This is a genomic window from Streptomyces parvus, assembly GCF_014648875.1.
GTDB classification, from domain to species: domain Bacteria; phylum Actinomycetota; class Actinomycetes; order Streptomycetales; family Streptomycetaceae; genus Streptomyces; species Streptomyces parvus.
This window is the reverse complement of the sequence record NZ_BMRY01000051.1, coordinates 1-665: the sequence shown is the minus strand read 5'-3', so window position 1 is coordinate 665 and position 665 is coordinate 1. Positions and strand designations below refer to the sequence as shown.

Annotated in this window: 1 rRNA gene; it reads right to left on the bottom strand. The window is 56.7% G+C overall.

Annotated features, from left to right (window positions below):
- Positions 1-22: 22 nt before the first annotated feature.
- Positions 23-665: ribosomal RNA gene (locus IE140_RS35750) — 23S ribosomal RNA — on the bottom strand; the annotation flags it as partial.

The following is a 665-nucleotide window of genomic DNA, read 5'->3' as shown; positions in this document are numbered from 1 at the left end:
AACACAGTGGACGCGAGCAACTGAGGACAAGCCCTCGGCCTATTAGTACCAGTCAGCTCCACCCGTTACCGGGCTTCCACATCTGGCCTATCAACCCAGTCGTCTACTGGGAGCCTTAACCAATCAAGTTGGTGGGAATACTCATCTCGAAGCAGGCTTCCCGCTTAGATGCTTTCAGCGGTTATCCTTTCCGAACGTAGCCAACCAGCCATGCCCTTGGCAGGACAACTGGCACACCAGAGGTTCGTCCGTCCCGGTCCTCTCGTACTAGGGACAGCCCTTCTCAATATTCCTACGCGCACAGCGGATAGGGACCGAACTGTCTCACGACGTTCTAAACCCAGCTCGCGTACCGCTTTAATGGGCGAACAGCCCAACCCTTGGGACCGACTCCAGCCCCAGGATGCGACGAGCCGACATCGAGGTGCCAAACCATCCCGTCGATATGGACTCTTGGGGAAGATCAGCCTGTTATCCCCGGGGTACCTTTTATCCGTTGAGCGACAGCGCTTCCACAAGCCACTGCCGGATCACTAGTCCCGACTTTCGTCCCTGCTCGACCCGTCGGTCTCACAGTCAAGCTCCCTTGTGCACTTACACTCAACACCTGATTACCAACCAGGCTGAGGGAACCTTTGGGCGCCTCCGTTACTCTTTAGGAGGCA